At 61.3% G+C, this 26,172-nt stretch carries 23 protein-coding genes and 1 pseudogene; 9 read left to right on the top strand and 15 right to left on the bottom strand.

Features of this window, described 5'->3' with window-relative positions:
* Positions 1-4: 4 nt before the first annotated feature.
* Positions 5-805, top strand: a complete 801-nt coding sequence (locus CAF80_RS14590; protein ID WP_039767237.1) for a sulfite exporter TauE/SafE family protein — start codon at positions 5-7, stop codon at positions 803-805.
* A 48-nt stretch (positions 806-853) separates the two neighbouring features.
* Here CAF80_RS14590 and CAF80_RS14585 read toward each other — a convergent pair whose 3' ends face one another.
* The 7 genes from CAF80_RS14585 to CAF80_RS14555 form a co-directional block, all read right to left on the bottom strand.
* Positions 854-2,134 (bottom strand): TRAP transporter large permease, encoded by a 1,281-nt coding sequence (locus tag CAF80_RS14585; RefSeq protein WP_039767236.1) that lies wholly within the window; start codon positions 2,132-2,134, stop codon positions 854-856.
* Entirely contained in the window at positions 2,134-2,661 is a 528-nt protein-coding gene (locus CAF80_RS14580) for a TRAP transporter small permease (RefSeq protein WP_039767235.1), read from the bottom strand. Before CAF80_RS14580 ends, CAF80_RS14585 begins: the two co-directional genes overlap by 1 nt.
* Before the next feature lie 78 nt (positions 2,662-2,739).
* Positions 2,740-3,711: a TRAP transporter substrate-binding protein gene (locus CAF80_RS14575; RefSeq protein ID WP_074688819.1), complete on the bottom strand. Its 972-nt coding sequence runs from the start codon at positions 3,709-3,711 to the stop codon at positions 2,740-2,742.
* Positions 3,712-3,771: 60 nt separating this feature from the next.
* Positions 3,772-4,665, bottom strand: coding sequence for an SMP-30/gluconolactonase/LRE family protein (locus tag CAF80_RS14570; protein WP_085667565.1), 894 nt, complete (start codon positions 4,663-4,665; stop codon positions 3,772-3,774).
* Positions 4,666-4,706: 41 nt separating this feature from the next.
* Complete coding sequence (locus CAF80_RS14565) at positions 4,707-5,531, bottom strand: NAD(P)-dependent oxidoreductase (protein ID WP_085667566.1); 825 nt, start codon at positions 5,529-5,531, stop codon at positions 4,707-4,709.
* 149 nt (positions 5,532-5,680) lie between these two features.
* The gene (locus tag CAF80_RS14560) at positions 5,681-6,976 is read right to left on the bottom strand and encodes an OprD family porin (protein WP_064597539.1); all 1,296 of its coding nucleotides are present in this window, start codon (positions 6,974-6,976) and stop codon (positions 5,681-5,683) included.
* Positions 6,977-7,147: 171 nt separating this feature from the next.
* Positions 7,148-8,098 (bottom strand): polysaccharide deacetylase family protein, encoded by a 951-nt coding sequence (locus CAF80_RS14555; protein ID WP_074688815.1) that lies wholly within the window; start codon positions 8,096-8,098, stop codon positions 7,148-7,150.
* 203 nt (positions 8,099-8,301) lie between these two features.
* On the opposite strand from CAF80_RS14555, the gene CAF80_RS14550 reads away from it, so the two are divergent.
* Positions 8,302-9,957 carry an MFS transporter gene (locus CAF80_RS14550; RefSeq protein WP_074688813.1) on the top strand — a complete coding sequence of 552 codons (1,656 nt, stop codon included), beginning with the start codon at positions 8,302-8,304 and terminating at the stop codon, positions 9,955-9,957.
* Positions 9,954-11,096, top strand: coding sequence for an HlyD family secretion protein (locus CAF80_RS14545; RefSeq protein WP_039767224.1), 1,143 nt, complete (start codon positions 9,954-9,956; stop codon positions 11,094-11,096). Before CAF80_RS14550 ends, CAF80_RS14545 begins: the two co-directional genes overlap by 4 nt.
* A 2-nt stretch (positions 11,097-11,098) precedes the next feature.
* On the opposite strand, the gene copD is transcribed toward CAF80_RS14545, so the two are convergent.
* The 3 genes and pseudogenes from copD to CAF80_RS14530 all read right to left on the bottom strand — a co-directional run bounded on the left by copD (position 11,099) and on the right by CAF80_RS14530 (position 12,803).
* Positions 11,099-11,956, bottom strand: coding sequence for a copper homeostasis membrane protein CopD (copD, locus tag CAF80_RS14540; RefSeq protein ID WP_085667567.1), 858 nt, complete (start codon positions 11,954-11,956; stop codon positions 11,099-11,101).
* A 3-nt stretch (positions 11,957-11,959) separates the two neighbouring features.
* Positions 11,960-12,321: pseudogene (gene copC, locus CAF80_RS14535) on the bottom strand (copper homeostasis periplasmic binding protein CopC).
* A gap of 47 nt (positions 12,322-12,368) precedes the next feature.
* A complete protein-coding gene (locus CAF80_RS14530) occupies positions 12,369-12,803 on the bottom strand; it encodes a GNAT family N-acetyltransferase (protein WP_085648338.1) in 435 nt (144 codons plus the stop codon).
* A gap of 146 nt (positions 12,804-12,949) precedes the next feature.
* Here CAF80_RS14530 and CAF80_RS14525 point away from each other — a divergent pair, with 146 nt between their 5' ends.
* Complete coding sequence (locus tag CAF80_RS14525; RefSeq protein WP_007952885.1) at positions 12,950-13,570, top strand: TetR/AcrR family transcriptional regulator; 621 nt, start codon at positions 12,950-12,952, stop codon at positions 13,568-13,570.
* A gap of 128 nt (positions 13,571-13,698) precedes the next feature.
* Here the strand turns inward: CAF80_RS14525 and preA are convergent, their stop codons facing one another.
* From preA to hydA, 3 genes are all read right to left on the bottom strand, one after another.
* Positions 13,699-14,973, bottom strand: coding sequence for an NAD-dependent dihydropyrimidine dehydrogenase subunit PreA (gene preA / locus CAF80_RS14520; RefSeq protein ID WP_074688810.1), 1,275 nt, complete (start codon positions 14,971-14,973; stop codon positions 13,699-13,701).
* Entirely contained in the window at positions 14,974-16,341 is a 1,368-nt protein-coding gene (locus tag CAF80_RS14515; protein WP_085667568.1) for an NAD(P)-dependent oxidoreductase, read from the bottom strand. It abuts the gene before it with no gap.
* A 186-nt stretch (positions 16,342-16,527) separates the two neighbouring features.
* Positions 16,528-17,967, bottom strand: a complete 1,440-nt coding sequence (hydA, locus tag CAF80_RS14510) for a dihydropyrimidinase (protein WP_085667569.1) — start codon at positions 17,965-17,967, stop codon at positions 16,528-16,530.
* Between the two features lie 621 nt (positions 17,968-18,588).
* Here hydA and CAF80_RS14505 point away from each other — a divergent pair.
* Both CAF80_RS14505 and CAF80_RS14500 read left to right on the top strand, forming a co-directional pair.
* Positions 18,589-20,073 carry an NCS1 family nucleobase:cation symporter-1 gene (locus CAF80_RS14505; protein ID WP_074688805.1) on the top strand — a complete coding sequence of 495 codons (1,485 nt, stop codon included), beginning with the start codon at positions 18,589-18,591 and terminating at the stop codon, positions 20,071-20,073.
* 129 nt (positions 20,074-20,202) lie between these two features.
* Positions 20,203-21,486, top strand: coding sequence for a Zn-dependent hydrolase (locus CAF80_RS14500; protein ID WP_039767204.1), 1,284 nt, complete (start codon positions 20,203-20,205; stop codon positions 21,484-21,486).
* A gap of 60 nt (positions 21,487-21,546) precedes the next feature.
* Here CAF80_RS14500 and CAF80_RS14495 read toward each other — a convergent pair whose 3' ends face one another.
* Positions 21,547-21,753, bottom strand: coding sequence for a hypothetical protein (locus CAF80_RS14495; protein ID WP_039767201.1), 207 nt, complete (start codon positions 21,751-21,753; stop codon positions 21,547-21,549).
* Between the two features lie 172 nt (positions 21,754-21,925).
* Between CAF80_RS14495 and CAF80_RS14490 the strand changes: the two genes are divergently transcribed.
* The 3 genes from CAF80_RS14490 to CAF80_RS14480 all read left to right on the top strand — a co-directional run bounded on the left by CAF80_RS14490 (position 21,926) and on the right by CAF80_RS14480 (position 25,356).
* Positions 21,926-23,416 carry a helix-turn-helix transcriptional regulator gene (locus tag CAF80_RS14490; RefSeq protein WP_074688802.1) on the top strand — a complete coding sequence of 497 codons (1,491 nt, stop codon included), beginning with the start codon at positions 21,926-21,928 and terminating at the stop codon, positions 23,414-23,416.
* A 190-nt stretch (positions 23,417-23,606) separates the two neighbouring features.
* Positions 23,607-23,849, top strand: coding sequence for a DUF1652 domain-containing protein (locus tag CAF80_RS14485; RefSeq protein WP_085667570.1), 243 nt, complete (start codon positions 23,607-23,609; stop codon positions 23,847-23,849).
* Between the two features lie 910 nt (positions 23,850-24,759).
* Positions 24,760-25,356 (top strand): trimeric intracellular cation channel family protein, encoded by a 597-nt coding sequence (locus tag CAF80_RS14480; protein WP_254778409.1) that lies wholly within the window; start codon positions 24,760-24,762, stop codon positions 25,354-25,356.
* A 45-nt stretch (positions 25,357-25,401) separates the two neighbouring features.
* On the opposite strand, the gene CAF80_RS14475 is transcribed toward CAF80_RS14480, so the two are convergent.
* Complete coding sequence (locus CAF80_RS14475) at positions 25,402-26,169, bottom strand: SDR family oxidoreductase (RefSeq protein WP_039767192.1); 768 nt, start codon at positions 26,167-26,169, stop codon at positions 25,402-25,404.
* Positions 26,170-26,172: the final 3 nt, after the last annotated feature.

The following is a 26,172-nucleotide window of genomic DNA, read 5'->3' as shown; positions in this document are numbered from 1 at the left end:
CTCTATGTTGCTGGCAAGTCTGTTTGGCGTGGTGATGGGATTGGTCCTCGGTCTGACCGGGGCCGGCGGCGGGATTCTCGCCGTGCCGGCGCTGGTGCTGGGGCTGGGCTGGACGATGACGCAAGCGGCGCCGGTGGCGTTGTTTGCGGTGGGCAGCGCGGCGGCAGTCGGCGCGATTGATGGTTTGCGCCATGGTCTGGTGCGTTATCGCGCGGCGCTGCTGATTGCGGCGCTCGGCGCGGTGTTTTCGCCGGTGGGCATCTACTTCGCCCATCAGTTGCCGGAAAAGGTTTTGATGATCCTGTTCAGCCTGCTGATGGTCATGGTGGCGTGGCGCATGCTGCGCCGCGAACGCCAGCAGGAGGGCCCGAGCGACCATGGCCACGCCAGTTGGGGCCAGAAGAACTGCATGCTCAATGAACAGACCGGCCGTTTCGACTGGACCGCCAAATGCACCGCGACCCTCGCGGCACTGGGCGCGGTCACCGGTGTGGTGTCCGGTTTGCTGGGGGTGGGTGGCGGGTTTTTGATCGTGCCGGCGTTCAAGCAACTGACCGACGTGCAGATGCGCGGGATCGTCGCCACTTCACTGATGGTCATCAGCCTGATTTCCGCCATCGGCGTGATCGGCGCGTTCCATGCAGGAGTGCGGATCGATCATCTGGGTGCGTCGTTCATCGTAGCGAGCATCATCGGCATGATCATCGGCCGCCAACTTTGCGCGCGAGTACCGGCGAGGACGTTGCAGGTGGGATTCGCCAGTGTGTGTCTGGCGGTTGCGGCTTACATGTTGCTGCGGGCGTGAGACAACACCTGTGGCGAGGGAGCGAACGCCCTCGCCACAGCGTCAGCGTTACAACACCAGGTGCGGTAACCACAGCGACAGTGCCGGAACATAGGTCACCAGCATCAGCACCAGGAACAGCACCGCATAGAACGGCAGCAGCGCCTTCACCGTGCTTTCGATACTGACCTTGCCCACCGCCGAACCCACGAACAGCACGGCGCCCACCGGCGGCGTTATCAGGCCGATACCGAGGTTGACCAGCATGATCATGCCGAACTGCACCGGGTCGACGCCGATACCGAGGATCACCGGCATCAGAATCGGCGTAAGGATCAGGATCAGCGGCGCCATGTCCATCACGGTGCCGAGCAACAGCAGCATGACGTTGATGCACATCAGGATCACGTAGCGGTTGTCGGACAGGGTCAGGAACAGCGTGGTGATTTTCGCCGGGATCTGCATCAGGGTCATGATGTAGCCGAAGCTGGCGGCGAAGCCGATCAGGATCATCACGATGGAAATGGTGCGCACCGTGCGATGCATCAGTTTCGGCAGCTCACTCCATTTGTAGTCGCGGTAGATGAACATGGTGACGAAAAACGACCACAGCACGGCGATGGCCGCCGACTCGGTGGCTGTGAAGATCCCCGAGAGAATCCCGCCGAGAATGATCACCATCGCCATCAGCCCCCACAGCGCTTCGCCGCAGATCTTCAAGGCTTCGCGCATCGGGATCACTTCGCCTTTGGGATAGTCGCGTTTGCGCGCGAAAATCAGGCACAGCACCATCAGGCATGCGCTCATCAGCAGGCCCGGCACGACACCCGCCATGAACAGCGAAGCGATGGACACGGTGCCGCCAGCCGCCAGCGAGTAGAGCACCGAGTTGTGACTCGGCGGAGTCAGCAAGGCCTGCACCGAACCACTGACGGTCACTGCCGTGGAGAAGTCCCGGGGATAACCCTTGCGCTCCATTTCCGGGATCAGCACCGAACCCACCGACGCGGTATCGGCCACCGACGAGCCGGAAATCGCACCGAAAAACGTCGAGGCCATGATGTTGACCAGCGACAGCCCGCCACGCACGAAGCCCACCAGTACCCCGGCGAACGCCACCAGCCGTCGCGACATGCCGCCCTCGGCCATGATCGCGCCGGCCAGCACAAAGAACGGAATCGCCAGCAGCGAGAATTTGTTCACCCCGCCCGCCACCTGAATCATCAGGGCCTGGAACGGGATGTCGATCCACCACGCGCCGATCAGCGCCGACAGCCCGAGCGCATAGGCCACCGGCATGCCGATCAGGATCAGTGCGATAAAACTGCCCAGCAGAATCAATGCGTCCATCAGGCAGCCCCTTCGTTTTCTTCAACCAGGTCGAACCGCACCACGCGGCGATTGCTTTGATCGCCGAGCAAGAGTTTTTCCAGCACGAAAATCAGCGTCAGCGCGCCGCCAATCGGGATCGGCATGTAGGTGATGCCGACGCGCAATGTCGGCAGGGCGCTCATGAACTGGTTCCACGTCGACAGGCAGAGCTTGGTGCCCCAGATGGTCATGAACAGGCAGATGGTGCCCATGAGCACTTGGGAAACGATGCTCATGGTTCGACGCATGTTCGGTTGCAGACGGTCGGTGACCATCGCCACCGCCATGTGCGCGCCGGCGCGATAGCTGGCGGCGGCGCCGATGAAGGTGAAGACCATCATCAGCAGGATGGCGGTGGGCTCCGGCCAGCTCGAGCCGGTGCCGAGGACGTAACGGGCGAACACGCCCCAGGGAATGATCAGGGAAATGGTCAGCACCGACAGGCCGGCGACCCAGATGCAGGCCATGTAGATCCGGTCATTGATGCGCAGCAGCAAATTCTTCATCGGGTTCCACCGTAACCGGGCAGGCGTGAGCGTCGAGCGACGCCAGCGCTGCCGGGCCTTGTATTGAGGGCAGGGAGGTTACTGAACGGCTTCGATGCGTTTGATCAGGTCGACGTAGGGCGCGCCGTATTTTTCGCGAATCGAAGCGGTGGCCTCGTAGAAGGGTTTCTTGTCGACGGTGATGAACTCGACGCCGGCGGCCTTGAGTTTCTCTTCACTGCTGGCCGACTTGGCATCCCACAAGGTGCGCTCCTGGGCCTGCGCAGCCTTGGCGGCTTTTTTCACCAGGGTCTGCTGATCGGGGCTGAGTTTTTCCCAGGTGATTTTCGACATCACGATGGGCTCGGGCAGGATCAGGTGCCCGGTCAGGCTGTAGAACTTGGCGTTCTGGTAGTGGTTGTGTTCAAGCAGGGTCGGCGGATTGTTTTCCGCGCCGTCGATGACGCCGGTCTGCAGGGCACTGAAGATTTCGCCGGTGTCCATGGCGATACCGTTGCCGCCCATGGCGTTGATGGTCTCGATGAACATCGGGTTGCCCTGCACGCGGATTTTCATGCCCTTGAGGTCTTCAAGGCTGCGCACCGGTTTCTTGGTGTAGATGTTGCGCGTGCCACCGTCCATCCACGCCAGCGCCACGAGGTTGAATTCGGAGTTGGTGATCTTGTCGAGGATCTCGTCACCGATTTCACCGTCGATGATTTTGCGCATGTGCGCCTGGTCACGGAACACGAACGGCATGTTGAACACGTTCACGTCCGGCACCACAGGGCCGACGATCCCGAGGCTGACGCGGGCCATCTGGATGGCGCCGACCTGGGCCTGTTCGACCACTTCCTTTTCCGAGCCGAGTACACCGCCGGGGAACATCTTGAAGGTCAGCTTGCCGTCACTTTCGGCAACCAGGGTCTTGCCCAACTGTTCTTCGGCGACCACGGTCGGATACCCGGCGGGGTGGATGTCGGCGAATTTGATTTCCAGCGCCTGGGCCGCGCTGCCGAAGGTGAGCGCGAGGGGGAGGGCGACGGCGAGCAACGTGCGTTTGAAGTCCATGAGGGGTTCTCCAGTCTTGTTATTTTTGTGTTCAAGGCACAGCAATGCAGCAAGGGCGGGTTACAGCAGATCGTCGAACATTGGCTCCGGCAGGCCTTTGACGCCGGGGTTGAGGGCGAACACGCCGCCGGCCAGGGACTGCGGATCCTGGTCGTCGCCGGGGCGAATCGAAGTCACGAACAAGGTGTCCATCCGGCTGCCGCCGAAGGCGCACATGGTGGGTTTTTTCACCGGCACCGACAGCGAGCGGTCAAGGCGACCTTGCGGGGTGAAACGATGGATCAGGCCGACGTCGTTCGCGCAGATCCAGTAGCAGCCATCGGCATCCACGGCAGCGCCGTCGGGGCGGCCGTAAAAATGGTTCATGTCCACGAACACCCTGCGGTTGGAGGGTGTGCCTGTCTCGGTGTCGTAATCGAAAGCCCAGATCAGTTGCACGTTCGGGTGCGAGTCCGACAGGTACATGGTTTTGCCGTCCGGGCTGAAGCCCAGACCGTTGGGCACGATGAAGCCATCAAGTTGTGCCTCTATCACGCCTGTTTGCCCGGCACCGTAACGATAGAGCTGGCCCTCGGGCAGATTCAGGCCCATGTTCAGCACCATGCTGCCGGCCCAGAACCGACCCTGGCGGTCGCAGCGACCGTCGTTCAGGCGCATGTCCTGGCGGTTGTGTTCCACGGTCGCGAGCAGGTCGCTGTCAAGGCTGCCATCGCCATTCGGTTGTAAATGAAAGAACCCGCTCTCCATCCCGGCAACCCAACCGCCCTTGCTGTGGCGGACGATGCAGGCAAGCATTTCGGGAGTCTTCCAGGCATGGACATGGCCAGTGTCGGCGCTCCAGCGCTGCAGGCCGCCGTTGGGGATATCGACCCAGTACAAGGCGTTCTCCTGCGATACCCAGACCGGGCTTTCACCCACCGCGTTGCGGGCGTCGACGATCAATTCGGCTTGCATACTCATTCCCTTGGTTTTATTGGAGACGTGGATCGCGCCGGTCAATCGCCGAACGGGCCGGCCGCAACGAAGGCTCCGCCCTGGTAGATCCGCGCCGAGTCATCGGCTGCCGGCATGGGCTGCGCCTCGACCTTGTCGCGAAACACTTCGGAGGTGTCTTTGGCTTCGAAACCGAGGTGGCTGGCGAAGCGGTTGTCCCACCACACATCCTTGTTGGCGGACATGCCATAAACCACGGTGTGGCCGACGTTGGGGGTGTACAGCGAACGTTCAAGCAGCTGAGTGAGATCGTCGAAGCTCAGCCAGGTGTGCATCATTCGGCGGTTCTGCGGTTCGGGAAACGACGAGCCGATGCGGATGCTGACGGTTTCGATGCCATAGCGATCGAAGTAGAAACTGGCCATGTCTTCGCCGTAGGACTTGGACAGACCGTAGTAGCCGTCGGGGCGGCGAGCGGAGCTGGCGTCGAGGCGTTCGTCCTGCTTGTAGAAGCCGATGACATGGTTGGAGCTGGCAAAGATCACCCGCTTCACACCGTGTCGGCGTGCCGCTTCATAGATATGGAATACGCCGCAGATGTTGGCGCCGAGGATTTCTTCGAAGGGGCGCTCCACCGAGACGCCACCGAAGTGCAGGATCGCATCCACGCCTTCGACCAGTTGATGCACGGCAGCTTTGTCGGCGAGGTCGCAGAGCACGACTTCTTCCCGGTCATCGATGGCCGGGGCGAGGGCGGCGATGTCCGACAGGCGCAGCACGTTGGCATACGGGCGCAGACGTTCACGCAGGACTTTGCCCAGGCCACCGGCGGCGCCGGTCAGCAGCAGGCGATTGAACGGAGTTGGGGCGGTGGAGGTGGACGTCATGGCAATCCCTTACACGTTGTTATTAGGTTTGTTGTAGGTTGTCGTATGACTGCGCTGAAGTATCGGTAGGGTTTCCGGAACTTGTCAACGCGACTTTCGGTGTAAGTGACGGAAGGCCGATTCACCCTCCGTTCACCCCATGCCAGGGTTTACAACAACGAAATCGGGTAACTGATGAAGATCCGGTTCTCGTCGAATTCATTGGTGCTGAAGTCCCGGCGAATCGTCGCGTTGCGCCATTTGACGTTGAGGTTTTTCAGCGGACCGCTCTGCACGGTGTAGGCCAGCTCCGACTCGCGCCCCCATTCCTTGCCGTCGGTGATGGTGCCGGTGTGTACGTTGTCGCCGCTGATGTAGCGGTTCATCAGTGTCAGCCCGGGGACGCCGAGAACCACGAAGTTGTAGTCATGGCGGATCTGCCAGGAACGCTCCTGCGCGTTGTCGTAACTGGCGTTGTAGCTGTCGTTGGCCAGGGTGCCGCCGCTGGTTCCGTTGACGCGCATCCAGGCATCGTCGCCGCTGAGCTTTTGCAGGCCGATGTAGAACGTGTTGCCGCCGTACCGGGCCGAGAGCATGGCGAATGCGGTTTTGTTGTCGAGGTCGCCCGCCTGGGCGCTGCCATCTTCCTTGCCGGTGAAGAAACCGAGGTTGGCGCCCAGTGTCCAGTCGCCCAGTGGCTGGCTGTGGCTGAGGTTGAAATACTGCTGCTGGTAGATGTCGCTGAGTTCGGCGTACCACAGACCGACGAGCGTGCGTTTGTCGTTGAAGGTGTATTCGCCGCCGCCGAAGTTGAAGCGGTCGGAGGTGAAGGCGCCGCGGCCGTTCATCGACATGTCTTCCATGCTGGCATCGTTGCGCGGGCTGTTGCCACGGAACTGACCGCCGTAAAGGGTCAGGCCATTGATTTCGGTAGAGGTGATTTGGCCGCCGCGAAACGTCTGGGGCAGGGAGCGACCATCGTCCGAGCGCAGGATGGGCAACACTGGCATCCATTCACCCACCTTCAGTTCGGTCTTCGACACCTTGGCCTTGAGCGCTACACCCAGACGCCCGAAATTGTCCGCCGGGCGCCCGTCATCGTGAATCGGCAGCAGCTGCGTACCGCCCGTGCCTTTGCCGCCATCAAGTTTCTGCGAATACATACCCAGCACGTCCAGGCCAAAGCCGACGGTGCCCTGGGTGAAACCGGATTTGGCGTCGAGGATGAAGTTCTGCGTCCACTCTTCGGCCTTGCCCTGCGGATAGTTCGGGTTGACGAAGTTGCGATTGAAGTAGGCGTTGCGCAGGTTCAGGGTGGCTTTGCTGTCTTCGAGGAAACCCTCGGCATCGGCGCTCATCGGCAAGGCGAGGGCGAGACTGCCGCAGCCGATCAGGCTCAGGGTGGAACGCGGGCGGGGGATGGAAAAACGGGACGTGCGGACGGAATTGCAGACGAGTGTGCTCACTGTGACGCTCCCTGTTTCATTTGTTGTTTTTATTATTTGTTATACGTCGTCGTACAACATGGTTGCGGATATTTGCGAGGTTTTCCGGAAAAGTCAACAGGGCGTCGTACGATGACTTTGGGTGAGCGGGCAGCCCTCAAAGCGCTGTGAAGAGGGCTGCTTTCGGCACGTTTACTGGTTGTAGAGCGCTTCAGTGTTATCGATCAGGGGATTTTTTTCGGTCAGCACGATCTGCGCGATCTGATCCTTGCGCATGAAACTCACCTTCGCATGCGACTGGGCGTACCGGATGAAGCGCTCCATGGCCTCGACCATCGCCGGGGTGCCGCCGATGCGGTCGTGCAGACTCACCGACATCATCCGCCGCTTGCTCGCGCCTTCGGCGTAGAGGCGATCGAATTCCAGCACCAGTTGCTGATAGAACTGCTCGGCAGAGAAATGCCGGCCCTCGACCAGCACGATGTCGTTGTTGCGCAGGGTGTACGGCACCACGGCGAATTTGCGTCCACGAACCATGGTCACGAACGGCTCGTCACGGCTGACGTCGTCGATGTGGTACGTGAAGTTCAGATCCTGCAGCACCTTCAACGTATTGGGGCTGCGGCGCAGCCAGTTGGCGTTGTAGCCGACCGAGCGCTGACCGGTGATTTTTTCCACCGCCGCAACGCCGTCGCCGATGAACTGTTTTTCCTGGGCGTAATTCATGTTGTACGAATCGGCCCAGCGCATGCCGTGGGCTGCCAGTTCATGGCCGCGCTCGGCAATCGCCTTGGCCAGGTCCGGGTGCTTGAGCGCCGCTTCGCCGACCACGTGAGAGGTGACTTTGATGCCGGTGCGATCCCACAGATCAAGCATGCGCCACAGGCCTTCCTTGTAGCCGTAATCGAACCAGGTCTGCGCCGGTAGATCCGGGTAGCCTTTTGGCAGCGGTGTACCGGAAAACGGACTTTCAGCGCCTTCGGGCTGACCGCCGGTTTCGAATTGCATCGACACCGAAATCACCAATTGCGAGCCGTCCGGCCACGGGCGTTCCTGGGCAAAAGCGAGGGCTGGCAGCAACAGCGTGGCGGCCAGCAGGTTTTTCAGCAGACGCGGGGAGCGTTGCCTGCGGGGAGTGGTCATATCGGGCACCTTGCAGGTTGAGAAGTGCGGCAAGGTTGGCATCCGCTACGCTTGGGAAAAATCCGCTGCGGGCGAGATGACCTTTAAACAAAATTTACGAATCCACCCAAAATCCCTTGTGGGAGCAGGCTCGCTCCCACACTGGATAGGTGTTTGGCCAGGATTTGCGGCACACTTAAGCGACTACAAGACAAGGCCTTTCAATGGATCAATACGCCCCGCGCAACTGGCAGCCGCACGAGAAGCCCAGTCTGCCCGGTTCTCCCTCGACGCCGCTGCACTCCAACCCCAAGCGCCTGGCTTATGCGCTGGTGGGCTTGCTGGTGGCGGTGACCGGTGGGCTGGGTAATGCGCTGGTGGTCGCCAACCTGCCTTATCTGCAAGGTGCGCTCGGGGCGACGACTGCGGAAATGGCCTGGCTGCCGGCGGCGTACGTGATGACCAACGTGTCGATGAACCTGCTGCTGGTGAAGTTTCGCCAGCAGTTCGGGCTGCGGGCGTTCACCGAGGTGTTTCTGGTGCTGTATGCGCTGGTGACCTTCGGCCATCTGTTCGTCAATGACTTGAATTCAGCAGTCGCGGTGCGGGCGGCCCACGGCATGGTCGGCGCGGCGCTCAGTTCGCTGGGCTTGTATTACATGGTGCAGGCGTTCCCGGCCAAATGGCGGATGAAGGCGCTGGTGCTGGGCCTCGGCACCTCACAGCTGGCCTTGCCACTGGCGCGACTGTTTTCCGAAGACCTGTTGCAGATCGCCGAATGGCGCGGCCTGTACCTGTTCGAATTGGGCATGGCGTTGCTGTCGTTAGGCTGCGTCTTGATGCTCAAACTGCCGCCGGGTGACCGGTTCAAGACCTTCGAACCCCTCGATTTCCTCACCTTTGCGATCCTTGCCAGTGGCGTGGCCTTGCTTTGCGCCGTGTTGTCCCTGGGCCGGATCGACTGGTGGCTGGAAGCAGACTGGATCGGCATCGCCCTGGCCGCGTCGATTGCGCTGATTCTCGCGGGGCTGGCCATCGAACATAACCGCAGCAACCCGATGCTGATGACCCGCTGGCTCGGTAGCGGGGTGATGATCCGTCTGGCGCTGGCGGTGATCCTGATTCGCATGGTGACCTCGGAGCAATCCACCGGCGCCGTGGGCTTCATGCAAAACCTGAACATGAGCAGCCAGCAGCTTCATAGCTTGTACGTGGTGATGCTGATCGGCAGCGTCGCCGGGCTGCTGACCAGTGCGCTGACCATCGACCCGAAACACCTGCTGATGCCGCTGATCGTTTCGCTGGCGTTGATGGCCACCGGCTCGATCATGGACAGCTCATCGAACAACCTGACCCGCCCCGGCAACCTGTATTTCAGCCAGTTCCTGCTGGCGTTCGGCAGTACGTTCTTCCTCGGCCCGACCATGGTGCTGGGCACGCGCAACGTGCTGACCAACCCGCGCAACCTCGTGAGTTTTTCTGTGTTGTTCGGGATCTGCAACAACCTCGGCGGCCTGATCGGCGCGGCGTTGCTGGGGACTTTCCAGATCGTGCGCGAGAAATTTCATTCCAGCCACATCGTCGAGCAACTGGTGCTGTCCGATCCGCGTGTAGCCGCCCGGGTGCAGAGCGGCGGATCGGCGGTCGGCTCCGTGATTGTCGACCCGAGTCTGCGCAATCTGCAGGGCATTCGCAGCCTGGCCAACGCTGCCACGCGCGAAGCCAACGTACTGGCCTATAACGATGTGTTCATGCTGATTGCGGTCATCGCGATCCTGACCATGATCTGGATTTCCATCCGTGCGCTGTGGCTGATCAGTACCACCAAAGCCGTAACCCCGACACCTTCCGTACCTTCAAGCGGTGCCACTTCTTCATGACCGAACCGACCACTACGACCACCAATGCCATCGCCGCCACCCCTGAAGGTGTGGCGCCGCCGTCATCACCGAACACCGAGCCGCGCTCGTTGCGGGTGCGGATCATCTCGTCGCTGGGGTTTGCCGCGATTGCCATCGTCGGCGTATTGATCGTGCTTTACGCCTGGCAACTGCCGCCGTTCAGCAGCGCAGTTGAGACCACCGAAAACGCCTTGGTGCGCGGGCAGGTAACGATCATCGGCCCGCAGCTCAGTGGCTATGTGTTTGAAGTGCCGGTGCAGGATTTCCAGTTTGTGAAGGAGGGCGACTTGCTGGTGCGTCTCGATGACCGCATCTATCAGCAACGTCTCGACCAGTCGCTGGCACAACTGGCGGTGCAGAAGGCCTCGCTGGCCAACGTGGTGCAGCAGCGCAACAGCGCCGAAGCCACTATCAAGTTGCGGCAGGCGGTGGTGGCCGACAGCGAGGCGCAGTTGCGCAAAAGCGAGGCCGACTTGCGTCGCAATAAGGCGCTGGTCAATGACGGTTCAGTGTCCAAACGTGAGATGGACGTGGCGCTGGCCGCCAACGCGCAAAGCATTGCGGCGGTGGCGCAGGCCAAGGCCAATCTGGAAATCGCCCGGCAGGATCTGCAAACGGTGATCGTCAATCGCGGTTCGCTGGAAGCGGCGGTGGCCAGCGCCGAGGCAGCGGTACAGCTGGCGCGGATCGACTTGTCCAACACCCGGATCATCGCCCCGCGCGACGGTCAGCTCGGGCAGATCGGCGTGCGTCTCGGCGCCTACGTCAACTCCGGGGCGCAGTTGATGGCGCTGGTGCCGAACCAGAAATGGGTGATCGCCAACCTCAAGGAAACCCAGATGGACAATGTACGCGTTGGGCAGCCGGCGAGCTTCACCGTCGATGCCTTGAACCACCGCAAGTTCACCGGCCACGTGCAGCACATCTCGCCGGGCACCGGTTCCGAATTCGCGTTGTTGCAGGCCGACAACGCCACCGGCAACTTCGTGAAAATCGCCCAGCGGGTGCCGGTGCGCATCACCATCGATCCGGATCAGCAGGAGAGCGAGCGTTTGCGGCCGGGGATGTCGGTGGTGGTCAGCATTGATACGGCGGCGGGCGATACCCAGAAACACTGACCTCAGGCAGCGATCATCGGCGGCAGGGTGCCAAGCACGGAAACCGCCGCCACGGCGCCGATCCCCAGCAGCCATTCGAGCATGACGCTGCGCTTGAGGGTGTCGAGCCGTTGTTCGCAATCGTTGATCCGCAGGCGATTGAACAGCGCCAGGGCGAGCATGCCAAACACCAGCAGCGCCTTGATCAACAGGATCAGGGCGAAGCCCGAGAACAGCGGTGTCGGCCACCATTGGCCGGTGAGCACGCGCACATTGATCAGCCCGGTGATCAGCAGGCCGGCGACCAGTGCGTAACCGAGCCCGCTGAAACGCTGCAAGACTTCGCGCATGTCTTTGTCAGGTTGGCGCAGGATCATCACCAGCATCAGCAGCCCGCCGAGCCAGGCGCCGACGCAAGTCAGGTGAATGACCTGATTGAGGATCAGTATCTGCCCGCTGAAGCCATCGAGCATCGCCCCGTGTCCGACTGGTGCCAGCGTCATCAGCAGCACCGCACTCAGACCCAGCCGCAATGGCTGGTTCGAACGCCACGGCGTAAACAACAGCGCCAGCAACAGGGCATTGATCAGCAGATGCCAGCGCCAGACCTGACCGAAAAACGTATGACCGAGAACCAGCTCGACGGTGGCCGGATCAAACGCGGCAGCCGCCGAACCGGCCATGCTTGCGGTAATCAACAACGCCCAGATGACGCCGCTGATCAGGGCAATCGCCGCCAGCCAGCGAGTCAGTCGCGCCAGCTGCCGATCCAGAAGCGGCGCTTCACCCTTGAGCAGCAGCGGCCGGAACAGCCAGGCCCCGAACAGCATCAACACCACGATGAAATGCAGGAACCGGCACAGCACCAGCGCTTCACTCATGAATTACTGGCCAACCTTGAACTGATAGGCGCCTTCGCTTTTGTGCGTATCGACCGACACCGCATGCCATTCGATTTTGTATTCCCCAGCGGTCAGCGGTGCTTCGGGGGTGACGATCAGGGTTTTCTTGTCGCCTTCGGTGGTCAGGGTTTGACCGCCACCGGCTTGCCATCGTGGGTCACGGTGACTTTGGTGAAGCTGGCTTCGACGCCTTCGGAAAACATCAGGCGCAGATCCGCCGGTGCCGCGACGGTGCTGTCGGCGGCCGGAATCTGACTTTTCAGATGGGCGTGGGCAAAGGCCTGGGAAGTGACGATCAGCGAAGCCAGCAGCGCGCCAGCGGTGAACAGTTTTTTCATCGACATGGAAAGATTCCTTTCAGTGAAATGGCGGGCTGAGTATAGAACGTGGATCACAGGGCTTTCAGGCGCATGTGAATGACCGGAAAGGGCCGGCCTTCGCCGTCGAGTGCCGAGCGGCCGATGTCTTCGAATCCGTAGTGACGGTAGAAGCCGTGGGCCTGCGGGTTCTGTTCGTTGACGTCGACCTTCAGCAGCGGGCGGCGGACGTGGTCGAGCAAGCGTCGGCCGATGCCCTGGCCACGCTGGGCCGGGTCGATGAACAGCATCTGCACGGTGTCATCGTCGGTGGCGATAAAGCCTGCCGGGGAGTGGTCGGGGTTCTCGAAAACCTGCACATCCAGCGCGGGCAGGTAGGTGTCACGCACCAGCGGGAACAGCCGATGGATATCGTCTTCCGGGAGGAAATCGTGGGTGGCGCGGACCGAGCGCTCCCACAGTGCGGCGAGCTGCGGATCATCCGCAGCGATGCGCTTTCGAATGGTCATGGACGAGTCCTTCAGTGTCTGACGGGGAGAAGGAGGGCGATCCTAAACCAGAAAAAAGTCCAAGTGTGTGAAGAATCGTTCTCGGCTGTCGCCCCTTGCCCAGAGCGGATGCTAGTCTTCAACAACGTTGTCTTCAGGGAGCCCTCATGGGCAATCACAAGATCGAAATCCGCCGCACCAACGTCGACAAGATCCTGCTGGCGGCGGAGAAAGTCTTCGCCGAAAAAGGTTTCGGCGGCACCGCCATGGCCGACATCGCTGCTGAAGTGCAATTGCCGCGATCCAACCTGCATTACTACTTTTCGACCAAGAGCGAGCTGTACAGCGCGGTGCTGTTCGACCTGCTGGAAGTGTGGAAGCAGGACGCACTGTGCTTCGAGATGTTCGACGATCCGCGCGTGGTGCTCAGCAGCTATATCCGCGCCAAGATGAACCACTCGCGCAGCCGGCCCTATGGCTCGAAAGTCTGGGCCAACGAAATCATCCACGGCGCGCCGACCCTCGGCGAGGCGCTGGATGTGAGCCTGTATGACTGGGCGAAGATGAAGGAGGCGAAGATCCGCCAGTGGGTCGAGGACAAGCGGATTCTGCCGGTGGAGCCGTCGAGTCTGCTGTACATGATCTGGGCCTCGACGCAGCACTATGCGGACTTCGATCATCAGGTGAATATTCTGAATGAGCACCAGCCGCTGTCGGACATGCAGTTCGAGCGGGCGGTGCAGACGGTGACTAGCGTGATTTTGCGGGGGATAGGCTTGGAGCCGTAACTGATCGTTCCCACGCTCTGCGTGGGATTGCCTCAAGGGACGCTCCGCGTTCCAGTGGGACGCAGAGCGTCCCGGGCTGCATTCCCACGCGGAGCGTGGGAACGATCTTTCAGCGTGGGAACGATCATTCAGGCACTGACGTGATACGGATTCCTCGGATCATGATTCCAGTCCAGAAACGGCTTCCCTGTCTCCATCGGCACCATCTCGATGCAATCCGCCACCGGACAGGTGATCTGACACAGATTGCACCCCACACACTCGTCATCGATCACTTCATATTGATGCGTGCCATCGGCCTGTTTCAGGCTGCTGATCGCCTGGTGTGAGGTGTCCTCGCAGGCAATGTGACAACGCCCGCAACCGATGCATGCCTCCTGGTCGATCTTCGCGATCACCTGATAGTTGATGTCCAGGTACTTCCAGTCCGTGGTGTTACCCACCGCGCGCCCGGAAAACTCCGCGATGCTGGCGTAACCCTGACTGTCCATCCACCGCGACAAACCATCCTTCATTTCATCGACAATCCGGAAACCATGCAGCATCGCCGCCGTGCACACCTGCACCGCGCCGCTCCCGAGTGCGATGAACTCCGCCGCGTCACGCCAACTGCCGATGCCGCCGATGCCGCAGATCGGCAGGCCCTGGGTCTGCGGATCGCGGGCGATTTCCGCGACCATGTTCAGCGCGATGGGCTTCACTGCCGAGCCGCAATAACCGCCGTGGGTGCTTTTGCTGCCGACGGTGGGCAGGGCGACCATGTGTTCGAGGTCGACGCTGGTGATCGAGTTGATGGTGTTGATCAGCGACACCGCATCGGCGCCGCCACGGTGTGCAGCGCGGGCGGCGACGCGGATGTCGGTGATGTTCGGCGTCAGTTTGACGATCACTGGCAGCGAGCAATAGGTCTTGCACCAGCGCGTCACCTGCTCGACGTACTCCGGCACCTGACCGACCGCCGCGCCCATCCCGCGTTCCGGCATGCCGTGGGGGCAGCCGAAGTTCAGCTCGATGCCGTCAGCGCCGGTGGCCTCCACCAGCGGCAGGATGTGTTTCCACGACTCTTCGACGCACGGCACCATCAGCGAAACGATCAGCGCGCGGTCCGGCCAATCCTTTTTCACCTGAGTGATTTCCCGCAGGTTGATTTCCAGCGAGCGGTCGGTGATCAGTTCGATGTTGTTGATGCCCAGCACTTCGCGGTTGGCGCCGTAATGCGCCGAATAACGCGACGACACGTTGACCGCCGCCGGGTCTTCACCCAGGGTTTTCCAGACTACGCCACCCCAGCCGGCTTCGAAGGCGCGGACCACGTTGTAGGCCTTGTCGGTCGGCGGCGCGGAGGCCAGCCAGAACGGATTGGGGGCTTTGATACCGGCGAAGACAATCGAGAGATCGGCCATTTACGCAGCCTCCACGTTGAGCATCAGTTGAGCGTTGATCGCCTCGGCGGCGCGTTTGCCGTGTTGCACCGCTTGCACGGTCAGGTCCTGATCGAGGCTGGTGCAGTCGCCGCCGGCATAGACGCCGGGGATGCTGGTGCGCAGGTTTTCATCGACCTGGATGCGTTCGCCCTGACGTTTGAGTTCGCGGGCCAGCGGGTCGGCAAGGGCGCTGCCGTCGAAGGCCTGACCGATGGCTTTGAAGATCGCATCGGCGGCCAACTCGAACGTTTCGCCAGTGGTTTGCAGGCGACCGTCCACCAGATGGGTGCGGGCGAAGCGCATGCCACGCACCTTGCCGTGGGCATCGAGCAGCACCTCATCCGGTTGCGCCCAGGTCAGCAGCCGCACCTGATTGGCCTTGGCGATGTCCTGCTCGTGGCCGGTGGCGCCCATGTCCGCCGCGCCACGGCGATAGACCAGATTGACGTCGCGGGCGCCGAGGCGGGCCATTTGCACGGCCATGTCGATGGCGGTATTGCCGGCGCCGAGGACGATGCAGCGCTCGGCCAGCGGCAGTTGCGACAGGTCGTCGGCCTGGCGCAGTTCGCGGATGTAGTCGGTGGCGGCGAGCAGCCCAGGGGCGTCTTCGTGGGCCAGGCCGAGTTGCTTGCTGGCGTTCAGGCCGAGGCCGAGGAACACCGCGTCGAACTGTTGATGCAGTTCGCTCAAGGTCAGGTTGTCGCCGAGTTTCTGTCCGTGGCGGATTTCGATGCCGCCGATCTGCAGGAGGAAATTCAGCTCCTTCTGCGCGTAGTCGTCGACCAGTTTGTATTTGGCGATCCCGTATTCGTTGAGCCCGCCAGCCTTCTCCCGCGCTTCGAAAATCACCACGTCGTGACCGTGCATGGCGCTGCGATGGGCACAGGACAAACCCGCCGGACCAGCCCCGACCACTGCGATGCGTTTGCCGGTAGCGGCGGCGCGCTGGAACGGGTGCTCGGTGAAATGCGCGTTGTCCACGGCGTAACGTTGCAGCAGGCCGATCAGCACCGGCGCGCATTCGTGGGCGTTGTTGCGCACGCAGGCTTGCTGGCAGAGGATCTCGGTCGGACAGACCCGGGCGCAACTGCCGCCAAGGATGTTCGCCGAGAGGATTTTCTGCGCCGCGCCGGGCACGTTGTCCTGATGGATATTGCGGATGAACGACGGAATGTCGATCTCGCTCGGGCACGCGTTCACGCACGGCGCGTCGTAGCAATACAGGCAGCGCGAGGCTTCCAGATGCGCCTGACGGTCGTTGAGCGGCGGCGCCAGATCAGTGAAATGGCCGGCGAGGGCGGCCGCATTTTCTTGCGGGTGCGGGAGATGGTTCAGGGTCTCGATCACGGTTTTTTGCCTCACGGTTAATTGAGGTTTTCTGCCTCTGTCGGGCAGTGGTTTTTTGTGTTGTGTTTGATCGTTCCCACGCTCCGCGTGGGAATGCAGCCCGTGACGCTCCGCGTCACTGGACGCAGAGCGTCCCTTGAGGCATTCCCACGCAGAGCGTGGGAACGATCATCGGTAATCCAGGGATCAGCGTTTCACGGCAACCGGGCGATGCAACTCCGCCCGCTTGCTCAGCAAATCAAACACCGCTGGATACGCCGGCCGTTCGATATACCGGCCCGCCCCACGCTCGGCGCGCAGGTCGCCGTCGGCCCAGACCACCCGGCCCTGGCTGACGGTATGGCTCGGCACGCCGGTCACGGTCTTGCCTTCGAAGATGTTGAAATCCACCTGCTGATGGTGGGTCTTGGCGGAGATGGTGCGGGTGCCTTGCGGATCCCACAGCACCAGGTCGGCATCGGCGCCGACGCGGATCGCGCCCTTGCGCGGATAGAGATTGAAGATTTTCGCGGTGTTGGTGGAGGTGAGGGCGACGAAGTCCTGCATCGACAACCGCCCCGAGTTCACCCCTTCATCCCACAACACCGCCATGCGGTCTTCGATGCCGGCGGTGCCGTTGGGGATCTTGCTGAAATCGTCGCGGCCGGCGGCTTTCTGCTCGGCGCAGAAGCAGCAATGGTCGGTGGCGGTGGTGTGCAGATTGCCGCTCTGCAAGCCATGCCAAAGCGCGTCCTGATGCCCGCGCGGACGGAACGGCGGGCTCATCACGTAACCGGCGGCGGTCTGCCAGTCCGGGTGCTGGTAGACACTGTCGTCCAGCAGCAGATGCCCGGCCAGCACTTCGCCGTAAACCGGTTGGCCCTTGGTGCGGGCATAGGTGATTTCGTCGAGAGCCTCTTTGGTCGAAACATGCACCAGGTACAGCGGCGTGCCGATGGTTTCAGCGATGCGGATCGCCCGGCTCGCGGCTTCACCTTCAACCTGCGACGGCCGCGACAGCGGATGCGCTTCCGGCCCGGTGATGCCCTGGGCCATCAACTTGCGTTGCAGGTGATAGACCAGCTCGCCGTTTTCCGCGTGCACGGTCGGCACCGCGCCGAGTTCCAGGCAGCGCTCGAAGCTCGCCACCAGCGTGTCATCGGCGGCCATGATCGCGTTCTTGTAGGCCATGAAATGCTTGAAGCTGTTGATCCCGTGATGGCTGACCAGCTCGGCCATTTCCTCGCGAACCTGCTCGCTCCACCAGGTGATCGCGACGTGGAAGCCGTAGTCGGACGCGGACTTTTCCGCCCAGCCGCGCCACTGATGAAACGCTTCGAGCAGCGACTGCTGCGGATTGGGAATCACGAAATCGATGATCGAGGTGGTGCCGCCGGCCAGGCCAGCGGCGGTGCCGCTGTAGAAGTCTTCGCTGGCCACGGTGCCCATGAACGGGAGTTGCATGTGGGTGTGCGGATCGATGCCGCCGGGCATCAGGTATTGACCGCTGCCGTCGAGCACTTCGGCGCCGGCGGGAACATCCAGGTTTTCACCAATGGCTTTGATCACGCCGTCGGCGCAATAGACATCGGCGCGGTAACTTTCATCATGGGTAACAACGGTGGCGCCACGGATCAACAGAGACATTCCGAGTTCCTCGCAGGCATGACCGACTTGTGCCGGCTCTAGTGTTTTATTGTTTGCGGCGCCAGATGCGTAATCTTGTCAGCGCTGTCAGGAATAGACGCTAGTCGCAGTTCTGCAATTGATCAAGATTATTTTTTATAAGCTTATGACTGTTTTAACTTGTTGATAAATAACGATAAAAATACAAAATCACCAAAATGGTGAGGCACTTCACCATTTTGACGCACTTGACAGGTTGGAAATATGAGCAAGATTTCCTATGTGAAATCAGCCGCTTGAAGTTGAGCTGCGGGTGATGCGTTCTAAAGAAAAATAATGCAGTGCACCAGATTGAGTCCTGACAGTTCGGACAACTTGCCTGGCATTTAGCCTGAGTGTTCAGTCAAGTTTTCGCGGCCTCACAAGGTGAATAATTAAAACTGATAAACATCAGTCAGTTACAAAAAGATCGAAGCACGGCCCCAGCGCCAAGCGGTTCCCCCGGCACGTTTATTGATGCCGCCGCTGACACCATGGCCGGTGCATGAAAGTTGTCAGTTCCTCCGGCCATCGTCCGGCTCGCACCTGCGTGTGCAGCCGCCTGATGAGCAAAAAAATAATCAGAAGAACAGTGGAGCGGCCATGCAACAGAACAGATCGCAAGTGACCGAGCGCGACGGCTTGTTCGAACTCGAAGCCGGCAGCGACGTCCTCGACAGTCCCCGTTACAACCACGACATGGCACCGACCAAGGTGCGCGAACGAACCTGGAACAAATGGCACATCACTGCGCTGTGGGTCGGCATGTCGATCTGCGTGCCGACCTACACCCTCGGTGGTGTGCTCACCGCGTATTTCGGCCTCACCGTCGGCGAAGCCTTGCTGGCGATTCTGTTTGCCAACGTCATCGTCCTGATTCCCCTCACGCTCAATGCGTTTCCCGGCACCAAGTACGGGATTCCGTTTCCGGTGCTGCTGCGATCGTCGTTCGGGATTCTCGGCTCCAACGTGCCGTGCCTGATCCGGGCGCTGGTGGCGTGCGGCTGGTTCGGCATTCAGACCATGTTCGGCGGGCTGGCGATTCACCTGTTTCTCGGGTCGGTGTTCGACGGCTGGAAATCCCTCGGCGGGACGGGGGAGGTGATCGGTTTCATGGTCTTCTGGGCGCTCAACCTGTGGGTGGTGATCCGCGGCGCCGAGTCGATCAAATGGCTGGAAACCCTGTCGGCGCCGCTGCTGGTGGCGGTCGGCATCGGGTTGCTGGTGTGGGCCATGCCCAATGTGTCGATGACTGAATTGCTGGCGATCCCGCCGAAGCGTCCCGAAGGCGCGAGCGTGGTCAGCTACTTCGCCGCCGGGCTGACGGCGATGGTCGGTTTCTGGGCCACGTTGTCGCTGAACATTCCTGACTTCAGCCGTTATGCCCGCAGCCAGAAGGATCAGATCCTCGGGCAGATTTTCGGCCTGCCGCTGACCATGTTCCTGTTCGCCGCGCTGGGCGTGGTGATGACCGCCGCTTCGGTGAAACTGGTGGGCGTCAGCGTCTCCGATCCGGTGACGCTGATCGGCCATATCCAGAGCCCGGTGTGGGTCGCGGTGGCCATGGCGCTGATCATCATCGCGACGCTGTCGACCAACACCGCCGCCAACATCGTCTCGCCAACCAACGACTTCCAGAACATCGCGCCCAAGGTGATCAACCGCACCAAAGCGGTGATTCTCACGGGGTTCGTCGGGCTGGCGCTGATGGGTCATGAACTGCTGAAGAAGCTTGGGCTGATCGTCTCCGATGTCAGCCTGGAAACCGTGTATTCGAACTGGCTGCTGGGCTATTCCAGCCTGCTCGGGCCAATTGCCGGGATCATGGTGGTGGACTATTTCCTGATCAAGAAACAGCAACTGGACCTGGCCGGTCTGTACCGCGACGACGTGTACCCGGCGTGGAACTGGGCCGGGTTCATCGCCTTCGGCGTGCCGGTGGTGCTGACCCTGCTGTCGCTGGGCAGCAGCGCATTCAGCTGGTTCTACAGCTACGGCTGGTTCACCGGCTCGGCGCTGGGTGGGTTGATCTATTACGGGTTGTGCGCGATGCGTGCGACGCCTTCGGTAGTGAAATCACCGGTGTAGCAGATGATCGTTCCCACGTTCCGCGTGGGAATGCAGCCCGGGACGCTCCGCGTCCCCACAGCGGACGCAGAGCGTCCATGGATGAATTCCCACGCAGAGCGTGGGAACCAACTGCCTGAGGAGATCCCCATGAACGCAGCCGTAGACGTTCTGCAATCGACCCATCAGCACATCAACCGCGACCGCTTGTGGGCGTCGCTCATGGAACTGGCCAAGCTCGGCGCCACGGTCAAAGGCGGGGTCTGTCGCCTGGCCCTGACCGACCTCGACCGCCAGGCCCGCGACCTGTTCGTGCAGTGGTGCAAGGACGCCGGTTGCAACGTCACGGTCGATGAAGTCGGCAACATCTTCGCCCGTCGCCCCGGGCGTAACCCGAACCTGCCACCGGTGATGACCGGCAGCCACATCGACACCCAGCCCACCGGCGGCAAGTTCGATGGTTGCTTCGGTGTGCTCGCCGGGGTCGAGGTTCTGCGCACCCTCAACGACCTCGGCGTGGAAACCGAGGCACCGCTGGAAGTGGTGGTCTGGACGAACGAAGAAGGCTCGCGCTTCGCCCCGTGCATGATGGGCTCCGGCGTGTTTGCGGAAAAATTCACCCTCGAAGAAACCCTGGCCAAGGTCGATGCCGACGGCGTCACGGTCGGCGAAGCACTGAACGCCATCGGCTACGCCGGGACGCGCAAGGTCAGCGGGCATAAGGTCGGCGCCTATTTCGAAGCACATATCGAGCAAGGCCCGATCCTGGAGGACGAACAGAAAACCATCGGCGTAGTACTCGGCGCACTGGGGCAGAAGTGGTTCGACCTGAAACTGCGCGGCGTCGAAGCCCACGCCGGCCCGACCCCGATGCACCTGCGCAAGGATGCACTGGTTGGCGCCTCGGTGATCGTCGGCGCGGTCAATCGCGCTGCCCTCGGCCACCAACCCCACGCGTGCGGGACCGTCGGTTGCCTGCAAGCCTATCCCGGCTCGCGCAACGTCATCCCCGGCGAAGTACGCATGACCCTCGACTTCCGGCATCTGGAACCGGCACGCCTCGACTCGATGATCGCCGAGGTCAAGCAAGTCATCGAAGCGACCTGCGAAGAACACGGCCTGACCTATGAACTGACCCCGACCGCCGACTTCCCGCCGCTGTACTTCGAAAAAGGCTGCGTCGAAGCCGTGCGCGGCGCCGCCAAAGGTCTGGGCCTGTCGCACATGGACATTGTCAGCGGCGCCGGCCACGACGCGATTTTCCTCGCTGAACTGGGCCCGGCCGGGATGATCTTCGTACCGTGCGAAGGCGGCATCAGCCACAACGAAATCGAAAACGCCGCGCCGGATGATCTGGCGGCCGGGTGTGCGGTGTTGCTGCGGGCGATGCTGGCGGCTTCGGCGGCGGTGGCGGGCAAGCAACGCGCGGCGTAAAGCCAGGGTTGGGTAGTCAAGAGACTGTGGCGATCTGGCAGATCGCCACAGACACCCGGCTCAAGTTGTTCTTTTGTGGCTCAGCTCTGCCTTGCGCCGTTCCTTGCCATCCGGGCTGCCGATGTTCAACAGCCTTCTTTCGATCATCACGTTTTCCAGTGCCTGCCGCTCTGCCGGGTCCATCTGGTGTTCGCGCTTTTTCAGCTCCAACAGAATGGGTGTGGACCACGTGCGATAGGTCCGTTCGGTAATACGGTCGCTCGTCATTTTTGTCTCTCCTTGATCAGATGCCCGGCCGCAGGCGCGGGCACAATCCGTCGAGGTACTAACGTTAGACGAGAAAGCCGCGAGGCGCGAATAGTCAACGCTCAATCGTGGTTGGCACGATCACAACCGTCCGCGGTCGTAAATTTCACATGCGCGAACTTGTGGAGAATCAATGAGCCGGGACGTCCTGACCACCGAAACCAATCGCCGTCAGTTGCAACAAATCATTGCCGGGCTGTCTGACGGGGTGATTCTGTTGGAGATCGACCAGACGATTCTCTGGGCCAACGAAGCGGCGCTGACGATGCATGGCGTCAGCCGCATCGGCGAGCTGGGCAACAACGCCGGGGAATATGCCGAGCGCTTCAATCTGCGGTATCGCAACAACCACGCGCTGGCACCGGAGCAGTACCCGATCTGCCGTGTGGCCGCCGGCGAAACCTTCAGCGACGTGCTGGTCGAAGTCTCCCCGTGCAGTGACGAGGAACGCACCTGGGTGCACAGTGTGCGCAGCATGGTGCTGACCGATCGCGATGGCGAGGTCGAGTCGCTGGTGCTGATCATGAGCGACGTCACCGATTGGGCCAACGCCGAGCAACGCTTCGAAAAAACCTTCAATGCCAACCCGGCGCCGGCGGTGATCTGCCGCCTCAGCGACCTGCGTTACATCAAGGTCAATCCGGGGTTTCTGGAAATGACCGGCTACGCCCGCGATCAGGTGATCGGCGCCTCGACCTATGAGCTGGATATTCTAGAACGGGCCGAGCGCAAGGACCTGGCGATCCAGCGCCTGCGTGATGTCGCGACCATTCCGCAGATGCAGGCCGAACTGCGTCTGCCGGACGGTGGCAGCAAACAGGTTATCGTCGCCGGCCAGCCGTTGGTGCTCAACGACGAAGACTGCATGCTGTTTTCGTTCGTCGACATGGAGCCACGGCACAAGGCCGAGGTCGCCCTGCGCCAGAGTGAGGAGCGGTTCGCCAAGGCCTTTCGCCTGACGCCGGTGCCGATCCTGATTTGCAGTGCCGACGAGCAGCGGCTGATCGATGTCAACCAGGCCTTCCTCGATACCTTGGCTTACGACAGCGACGACGTGCTCGGCAAGACCGTCGCGCAACTGGACTTCATCGATGAACAGGCTGAGCGCGCCCGGTTGCTGGCGGCGCTGGAGAAGACCGGCCGGGTCGATCGCGCCGATATGCGAATCCGCAAGAAAAACGCCGAAGTGCTGGAGTGCGCGGTGTCCGCTGACACCGTCAACATCCAGGACACGGTGTGCTATCTGCTGGTGCTGATGGACATCACCGAGCGCAAGCACACTGAGCTTGAACTGGTGGCAGCGATTGAAGAGGTGATGAAGGATGCGTCGTGGTTCAGCCGCACGCTGATCGAAAAGCTGGCCAATGTGAAGAAGATCAACTCGCCGCAGTTGCCCAGCGTTTCGTTCACCGATCTCACCGCCCGCGAGCGCGATGTTCTGGGGCTGATCTGCGAGGGACTGGCGGACAAGGAAATTGCTGCACGGTTGAAACTGGCGCCGAATACAGTGCGCAATCATGTGGCGACGGTTTATTCCAAGCTGGATGTGCACAGCCGCAGCGAGGCGATTGTCTGGGCCCGCGAACGGGGGTTGTTCTCGGGGAGCAGCCGGGGGCAGCGGTAAGGTGCAAATGCACTAGTTCATGGGGTGCAAATTCGGGTGTCTGACAAGGCAGGCTGTTCTTAGGCTGGTGGGGTGCGATGCGGGTTTCGTTCGTGATCGTGTCCCTTCCGTCGTTGTTATTGGATCAGACCATGAATGTATTGTTTGTCATTGAACCTGGCGTGTTGCGTCGATTTTCGGAGCTGGCGCAATGATTTATCTGACGCAGTTGCGGGCGCAACTTGAGCGTAGTTTTTCGCCGTTGGCTTGTGAGTGTGTGGTGGATGGGGATCATTCGCTTACGGTGAAGCTGTATCACCCGGCTTCAGGGCAGGTTGATCTGGTGATTAGTGGGTTGAGTCTGGATGCCTTGCGTACTTCGGAGGCGGTGGATGCTTTGGTTGATGAGTTGCGGTATGAGCTTGAGAGTAATTCTTTGCGTTCGCCCAGTTAAACTTGGCGGCCTTTGGGCCGACCAGGTTCTTGTTCGGTTTGGGTGTATATCCGTTGCTGCGGTAACGGCTTCTTGGGGTTCCGCCCTTACGGCGGGTCACTTTTGGCAAACGCCCCAAAAGTAACCAAAAGGTCTCTGCCCTGACGTACGGCCCCTCGCTGAGGCTCGGGGTTCCTTCGCTCCGGGATTGATCCGGGGGCATCGCCTACGGTTTGCTTCGCTGCACCTCCTCTCGATGCATGCGGCTGCGCCGCACGGTCGCTGCGCTCCCACCCCCGGATCAATCCCTCCACTCAGCCTGCCGACGGGCCCTGCGATCAAAAGCGGTACTCGAGCTAACGCTCATCGTGGTGAGTGGTGAAGAGCGCTAAGCCGACTTGTTTGATCGTTCCCACGCTCCGCGTGGGAATGCAGCCCGGGACGCTCTGCGTCCCAATCCGACTTTCACCTGTGAGTGATGGCTTGTCGGCGGTGGCGATGGATCAGTCGACTCATTCCGAAAATCGACAGCAAATCCTGCCAGTTCGAGCCATTTAACTGGCACTCACCCCCCACTGGTCTATAAGGAATGAGTGGTTCGGTTTCCATAGCCGGGCGTTGTCCTGCTCGGCGACGGGAGTTTTCTTCCATTCATCGCGGGTCATCCTATGAACAATCCTGGGAAACGCGTGTGTGCTTCGTTGTTGTCGGCTTTCGGTCTGGTGCTGCTCAGTGGTTGTGCCAGTCCTCCACCCCCTCCGCCGGCAGCGCCGCCCCCGCCACCTGAGCGCACTTGTCAGGTCATGGAAAATACCGAGGTCGCCGGTGATGCCTATGCCGACGGGCAAGTGACTCGACACATCACCAAGACCCGTTGCGTCACTCAATAAGCCGGGCGCCGTTAAAGGCGCGGGTCGAGTGGATTGTGCTGGTGGCCGATCTGGTTGGCACCGCAGTCTTCGCCGTGGAAGGCGCGATTGCGGCGATGCGCAGTCAGCTAGATCTGCTTGGGGTGATGGTGATTGCGTTCATTGTCGCGCTCGGTGGCGGGGTGACGCGTGATCTGTTGATCGGTGCCACGCCGCCCAAGGCTGTGGCGGACTGGCGCTATCCGGCGCTCGCATTTGCCATGGGCGGGGTGGCGTTTGTTTTTCATGAGCGGGTGCTGGGCTGGTCCGGTTCGACGCTGATCGTGCTGGATGCGGCGGGATTGGCGCTGTTTGCCGTGGCCGGGGCGCAGAAGGCGTTGAATTTCGGGATCTCGCCGTTTGTGGCCATGTTGATGGGCACGATTACCGGGGTCGGTGGCGGGGTGCTGCGTGACATTGTGCTGGCGCGGGTGCCGGTGGTGTTGCAGGCGGATTTGTATGCCAGTTCGGCGTTTGTCGGCGCGGCGGTGTTGATTGTCGGGCGCAGGCTGGGCGTGCCGCCGGTGGCGGCCGCGTTGCTGGCGGGGGCGGCGTGTCTGTTGTTGCGGTTGTTGTCGGTGCATTTTGGCTGGCAGTTGCCGAAGGTTCTGGAGGCATGAAAAAGGCAGCCCCTGGGCTGCCTTTTCTTTTGCGTCAGAGGCGGATCAGGACAGGAAGCCGCCGTCCACGTTCAGCGCCACGCCGGTGGTGTAGCTCGACGCATCGCTCGCCAGGTACAGCACGGCGCCGGCCATTTCGCTTGGGTCGGCTACGCGCTTGAGTGGGATCTGCGTCAGGGCCTGTTTCAGGATCGCGTCGTTTTTCACCAGGGCCGAGGCGAATTTGGTGTCGGTCAGGCCCGGCAGCAGGGCGTTGCAGCGGATGCCGAACTGCGCGCATTCCTTGGCGAAGACTTTGGTCATGTTGATCACGGCGGCCTTGGTCACCGAATAGATTCCTTGGAAGATCCCCGGCGAAATGCCGTTGATCGAGGCCACGTTGATGATGCTGCCGCCGCCGTTTTCGCGCATCAGCTTGCCGGCTTCCACCGACATGAAGAAGTAGCCGCGGATGTTCACGTCGACAGTTTTCTGGAAGGCGCCAAGGTCGGTGTCCAGCACGTTGCAGAACTGCGGGTTGGTCGCGGCGTTGTTGACCAGGATGTCCAGCCGGCCGAACTGTTCCTTGATTCCGGCGAAGACCTGGCTGATCTGCTCCATTTCGCCGATGTGGCAGGCGATTGCTGTGGCCTTGCCGCCGGCGGCGATGATGGCGTCGGCCACGTGCTGGCAGCCTTCGAGTTTGCGGCTCGAAACGATCACATGTGCGCCTTGCTGGGCCAGCAGTTTGGCGATGGCTTCACCGATGCCACGGCTGGCGCCGGAGACGAAAGCGATCTTGCCGTCGAGGTCGAACAACTGAGTCTTGGACATGGG

This window comes from Pseudomonas sp. B34(2017) (assembly GCF_002112915.1).
In the GTDB taxonomy this organism is placed as follows: domain Bacteria; phylum Pseudomonadota; class Gammaproteobacteria; order Pseudomonadales; family Pseudomonadaceae; genus Aquipseudomonas; species Aquipseudomonas pharyngis.
Note: the sequence above shows the minus strand (reverse complement) of the source record. Positions and strands in the feature narration are given on the sequence as shown.

Excerpts from the sequence above, each read along its gene's own strand:
- CAF80_RS14590 (WP_039767237.1), top strand. The coding sequence starts at position 5 with ATGTTGCTGGCAAGTCTGTTTGGCGTGGTGATGGGATTGGTCCTCGGT.
- CAF80_RS14585 (WP_039767236.1), bottom strand. The coding sequence starts at position 2,134 with ATGGACGCATTGATTCTGCTGGGCAGTTTTATCGCACTGATCCTGATC.
- CAF80_RS14580 (WP_039767235.1), bottom strand. The coding sequence starts at position 2,661 with ATGAAGAATTTGCTGCTGCGCATCAATGACCGGATCTACATGGCCTGC.
- CAF80_RS14575 (WP_074688819.1), bottom strand. The coding sequence starts at position 3,711 with ATGGACTTCAAACGCACGTTGCTCGCCGTCGCCCTCCCCCTCGCGCTC.
- CAF80_RS14570 (WP_085667565.1), bottom strand. The coding sequence starts at position 4,665 with ATGCAAGCCGAATTGATCGTCGACGCCCGCAACGCGGTGGGTGAAAGC.
- CAF80_RS14565 (WP_085667566.1), bottom strand. The coding sequence starts at position 5,531 with ATGACGTCCACCTCCACCGCCCCAACTCCGTTCAATCGCCTGCTGCTG.
- CAF80_RS14555 (WP_074688815.1), bottom strand. The coding sequence starts at position 8,098 with ATGACCACTCCCCGCAGGCAACGCTCCCCGCGTCTGCTGAAAAACCTG.
- CAF80_RS14550 (WP_074688813.1), top strand. The coding sequence starts at position 8,302 with ATGGATCAATACGCCCCGCGCAACTGGCAGCCGCACGAGAAGCCCAGT.
- CAF80_RS14545 (WP_039767224.1), top strand. The coding sequence starts at position 9,954 with ATGACCGAACCGACCACTACGACCACCAATGCCATCGCCGCCACCCCT.
- copD (WP_085667567.1), bottom strand. The coding sequence starts at position 11,956 with ATGAGTGAAGCGCTGGTGCTGTGCCGGTTCCTGCATTTCATCGTGGTG.
- CAF80_RS14530 (WP_085648338.1), bottom strand. The coding sequence starts at position 12,803 with ATGACCATTCGAAAGCGCATCGCTGCGGATGATCCGCAGCTCGCCGCA.
- CAF80_RS14525 (WP_007952885.1), top strand. The coding sequence starts at position 12,950 with ATGGGCAATCACAAGATCGAAATCCGCCGCACCAACGTCGACAAGATC.
- preA (WP_074688810.1), bottom strand. The coding sequence starts at position 14,973 with ATGGCCGATCTCTCGATTGTCTTCGCCGGTATCAAAGCCCCCAATCCG.
- hydA (WP_085667569.1), bottom strand. The coding sequence starts at position 17,967 with ATGTCTCTGTTGATCCGTGGCGCCACCGTTGTTACCCATGATGAAAGT.
- CAF80_RS14505 (WP_074688805.1), top strand. The coding sequence starts at position 18,589 with ATGCAACAGAACAGATCGCAAGTGACCGAGCGCGACGGCTTGTTCGAA.
- CAF80_RS14500 (WP_039767204.1), top strand. The coding sequence starts at position 20,203 with ATGAACGCAGCCGTAGACGTTCTGCAATCGACCCATCAGCACATCAAC.
- CAF80_RS14495 (WP_039767201.1), bottom strand. The coding sequence starts at position 21,753 with ATGACGAGCGACCGTATTACCGAACGGACCTATCGCACGTGGTCCACA.
- CAF80_RS14490 (WP_074688802.1), top strand. The coding sequence starts at position 21,926 with ATGAGCCGGGACGTCCTGACCACCGAAACCAATCGCCGTCAGTTGCAA.
- CAF80_RS14485 (WP_085667570.1), top strand. The coding sequence starts at position 23,607 with ATGATTTATCTGACGCAGTTGCGGGCGCAACTTGAGCGTAGTTTTTCG.
- CAF80_RS14475 (WP_039767192.1), bottom strand. The coding sequence starts at position 26,169 with ATGTCCAAGACTCAGTTGTTCGACCTCGACGGCAAGATCGCTTTCGTC.